Below are 4,140 nucleotides of genomic sequence, written 5' to 3' on the forward strand. Positions count from 1 at the left end.
GCATGGCATCCAAGGTGCAACAGGCGCTGGTCTTCAAGTCCTGGCTGGATTGCAGGACTTTCCCATAATAGTCTTGCACTGTTTCGCGGATAGCGGTATCGGTCATATAGATTCCTCTGTAAAACGGCTAGTTGTGTCGCACAAAAACGCTGGAAACTTGCAAGCTATTAGAATTGGCTTAATGAAAAGAACGCCCTGTTGTTTTAAGCCTGATGAAAAGTTCAGACTTAATTTAGGAAATTCCAAAGTCCCGTCCTTATCGGGAAGGGGCCATCTCAAAAATAATCAACTCCGCTGTTTTGGTATCTACATTTTCAACCGCCATTAACTTGCCCGTTTCCCAGAACACTTCGCCGGTGGAATATGTTTTAACCATTCCATTATCGGTCACTTCAAATTTACCGCGCACCACATAACGCGGGCCTGGGCCCTCATGGGTATGCCACGGGGTTTTATAATGCGGCGGAAAGGTTACCCGAATAACTTTGGCGTTGATATTTTTGCTGGGGAGTTCGACGGGGTTTTCCAACAGTGTTGTCCGAATCAACCCAGGCTTGCCTTCATCCGCAGAAACCGCTTCAACGACAAAAAACAACAGCAATATGAGTGCGACAGCAATAAAAAAACGGGCAGGGTTTCTTGCAATTTTATGTAAAAGACTGTCTTTTAGATCAGGATGTTGAGTGTTCATCGGGTTTTTCTCCTGTGTGAATGCCAAAGTACGTTATTTCGGAAGGTCTGTGGAGTCCTTCGACATGATTTTTCTGGATATATCGAAGGACTCAGGACGAAGGGTATCTATAGATTCGGCCTTTTAATGTCTGAACCGTTCGTGCTGAGCTTGTCGAAGCACACACCGCCTTTCGACAGGCTCAAGGCGAACGGAAACTTAATACTTCACAAGGCCGAATCAATAGTATCATTGGTATTGCATGGGCAGAATTTAGGCTCCACAAGTTGGAGTAAAAACTCACGGTTTCATGCCAAGCTTAAGGATAAGCTGTCCGGCTTGGATGGCTTGTTGCCTCCAGTGTTGCCAGTAACTAATGTCCTGCTGGTGGCGTAAGCAGCGTAAGTAACGCACCCGATGGGCTTCGTTGAGCTGGTCATAAATCAAGGGGATGAGACCCTCTTCTATATTGTAGGCGGTATGTTCCGACGCCATGCAAACCGGGACTATATGTTCGATTGGCAAAGTCAAGTCCTGGGCGATAGCTTCACAGGCCTGATGGATACTGTGTTCCTTAGGGCGTTTGGGGTCTTGGATGTTATAAGGCGGTTGCCATTCCCGCACAGGGCGCAGGCGGTCAATTTGAGTGGCTACAGCGAGGATGACTGGCAAGGCTTGGTTTTGGCGTTCTTCCCGAAAGTAGCGTTGGATAGCATCCAGCTCTTCGACGTCTGCCTGCCGTGCAGCTTGCGCAGCATTACAAACCATCAATATCACATCCACTTTAGCCCATTCCTGCTTTAACGCAAGGGGCACCTTATCGTGCTTCAAACCGCCATAGCCTGGGCTGTCCAGCACAATGGCCTGTTGCAAGCCGTCACGCTCCAGCACATAGGGCGTGATTTCGGGTGTGGTGGGCAACAGGCCTTCCGCGCTTTTGGTTTCTCCAAACAGGGCATTGATCAGGCTGGATTTACCGGCGCTAACCTGTCCTAGAATAAGGATACGCAAAGGTTCCACCGATTTTGCAACTCGCTCAGCTTGGTCTCGATCCTGTTGTGCGTAGCGCGTCAATGTCTCGGTCGGTTCGATTGCATCCAGGGTAAGTTGGCCACTATAAAGTTGGATGGCGTAATAACCCAGTTTGTGAATATAGGCATTGGCCAGACGAAAGCGTAATTCATCAGTCACTAAATTCAGGCCTTTTCCTAGAAGTGCGCTACGTACTTTGCCTAACGCAGCGCCGGGCCAATTGATGAAAAAATAACCTGCATCTAAAGTTTCTTTCAGCGTGGACACCTTGTCATACCATTTTTTATAACGGATCAAATCGCCGACACTGACGGCATGACTGCCGGGTATTTTGTCTAAAACCTCGTGCTGAATATCCTCACAGACTAACATGATCAATTTGAGAAGGTAAGGTAAAGGAAATTCCATGATCGGGTGTTTAGAATCGGCGTGAAATTGTCGTGCAACGGTAATCAGCACTTCGTTACTCATTTTCAGTAATGTGCCTTGATCAGTAAAGAGGTCAGTTCGGTTCGACCAGGCTTTCGCCAGTTGTTCAATTGCCGCCCAGGCTGGTTGGGCGGTATCCGGCCAATTTGGGTTGGGAGGAATCGCCATCGGCTCGAAAACGAGCGCTTTTGTCTTTTTGATTCGCCAGCGTAATAAATTGATCAGCAATAAGAAGGATGCTGTTAATACTCCTAAGCCATAGAAGAGCAAACCGTGTTCCCACAACCAACGCACCCCTAGCGCCATTATGGCCAACCAAGGCAACAATAACAGCAGGCCTAGGATGATGCTAAAGCGTGTGGGTTGGATGGGCATGGCTAATTTCCACTCCTGGTTTTAAGGAGTTGACGGGCATGGGCAAATGCTTCATCGTAAACCTTTTGCAAGGAAGCACGATCAGGCAAAGCGCCACGTTCGACACCATACAGATAGACACAAAAGACCTTGCCCAGTGCGTAGGTCAAAGCGCCGGAATAAGCCCCGGCCACTGCCCACCCATAAACTGGGATTAGTTTGAGCAGCTCACGTCCAAGCAGACCTGCACTGATCCCAGTGCCTAACAATGCAGAAAATTCGGCATAAAGCCTGCGGGTCAGTTTAAGCCCGTAGATCGACGCAATGCTGTGGAAGAGCTTAGCCTGAACCGCCAGCACCAGCGACAAGCCCATTGCGGGAATTGGAATTGCTCCCATTCCAGTATTCAATAGCGCGTAACCGATAATGTGCGGGTGTGCTTGCTGGGCATGAAAATCAAGTAGCTCTTTATGCTGTTCCGATCCACGCAGCAATCCTATCACTCCTTCCGGTAGCACTGCTTCGATGGTCTCCCATAAAGCATCCAGGCCGTAATCAACAGGATCGAAACCGTCCTCTGCCTGGGTGAAATCGACAGGAACAAAATGAACCGGGAGCGGCTTGAACCAATCGCGCTGATACAGCAATACTTGGGCCAGCGCATGGGGAACTTCAGCAGGAAACGGTGCTTGCTGATATGGATAAGGCAGGATGTGCCCTAAGCCGGACGTGGGATAGCCCTCGTGAAGTGTCGTTTGAACCACTATGATCGGCCAGTTTGGGTGTTGCGTGTGAATCGCCTTCACTGCAGAAACCACTTCGGCTTGGTTCATATCCAGGGCGCGAAGCACCACCAGCAACAAATGCGCCTGTCCGGCGCACCAGGCTAAATCTTCGCTCGGATCGTAGGCGGTTTCGCCTATCCCCCGGGTGTCGAGGAAGCGGATCATGGGATGGCTGGACGAGGGAAAATCGTAAAATCGCGATGTTTTGGTGCACGGCTGAAAACCGTTGCCAATTTCAGCCATATTGTTGCTTGTCAACGCCCGAATCAGGGAGGTTTTCCCAGATTGGGTTTTGCCTAACAACCAGAAAACAGGCACAGGCAACTGCTGTTTGACTTGCTCAACCTTAGAATCAAGCCCTTCAGGTTTTGGGCTGAACAGGGCTTTCCCCAATCGAGTCCACATTCCGTTTTCACGCCAAAGATCAGCAATGGCCATCATGACTCCTTATGCTGTTGAGAGGATGGGACTCCCACACATTCTTTAAATATTGAATAATTCCTGAATGAAAAGCCGCTAATAACCCATGTCGAAATGTCCCAAGACGGCTTTTGAATGGTACACCTTAATACCTACACAAACAATTTGTGCGTATATTTGTTGTGTGCGCAGACGCACAGACCCGGCTTAGTTATGTGTGTATCTTAGTAATGTAGGCAAGTGATCTAGTGGGAGATGAAACGAACGCACTCGATAAGAATAAATCGAGAAGCTCGTTGAAACCCAAACAACGCTCACTATTTCTAAAACTTGTCTGGATTGCTAACTATTGATTCGGCCTTGTGAAGTATTAAGTTTCCGTTCGCCTTGAGCCTGTCGAAAGGCGGTATGTGCTTCGACAAGCTCAGCACGAACGGTTCAGACATTAAA

At 48.7% G+C, this 4,140-nt stretch carries 3 protein-coding genes; all 3 read right to left on the reverse strand.

The features are described 5' to 3' along the window. Window positions 1-256: 256 nt before the first annotated feature. Entirely contained in the window at window positions 257-691 is a 435-nt protein-coding gene (locus MGMO_RS17150; RefSeq protein ID WP_023496339.1) for a cupin domain-containing protein, read from the reverse strand. 279 nt (window positions 692-970) lie between these two features. After that, window positions 971-2,506: a GTPase family protein gene (locus tag MGMO_RS17155; protein WP_023496341.1), complete on the reverse strand. Its 1,536-nt coding sequence runs from the start codon at window positions 2,504-2,506 to the stop codon at window positions 971-973. 2 nt (window positions 2,507-2,508) lie between these two features. Continuing rightward, a complete protein-coding gene (locus tag MGMO_RS17160; RefSeq protein ID WP_082458423.1) occupies window positions 2,509-3,711 on the reverse strand; it encodes a YcjF family protein in 1,203 nt (400 codons plus the stop codon). Window positions 3,712-4,140 lie beyond the last annotated feature (429 nt).

The sequence above is a fragment of the Methyloglobulus morosus KoM1 genome (assembly GCF_000496735.2).
Lineage (GTDB): Bacteria > Pseudomonadota > Gammaproteobacteria > Methylococcales > Methylomonadaceae > Methyloglobulus > Methyloglobulus morosus.

What these genes read in the sequence shown, in the direction of transcription:
- MGMO_RS17150 (WP_023496339.1), bottom strand. Translation starts at nt 691, where the DNA reads ATGAACACTCAACATCCTGATCTAAAAGACAGTCTTTTACATAAAATT.
- MGMO_RS17160 (WP_082458423.1), bottom strand. Translation starts at nt 3,711, where the DNA reads ATGATGGCCATTGCTGATCTTTGGCGTGAAAACGGAATGTGGACTCGA.
- MGMO_RS17155 (WP_023496341.1), bottom strand. Translation starts at nt 2,506, where the DNA reads ATGCCCATCCAACCCACACGCTTTAGCATCATCCTAGGCCTGCTGTTA.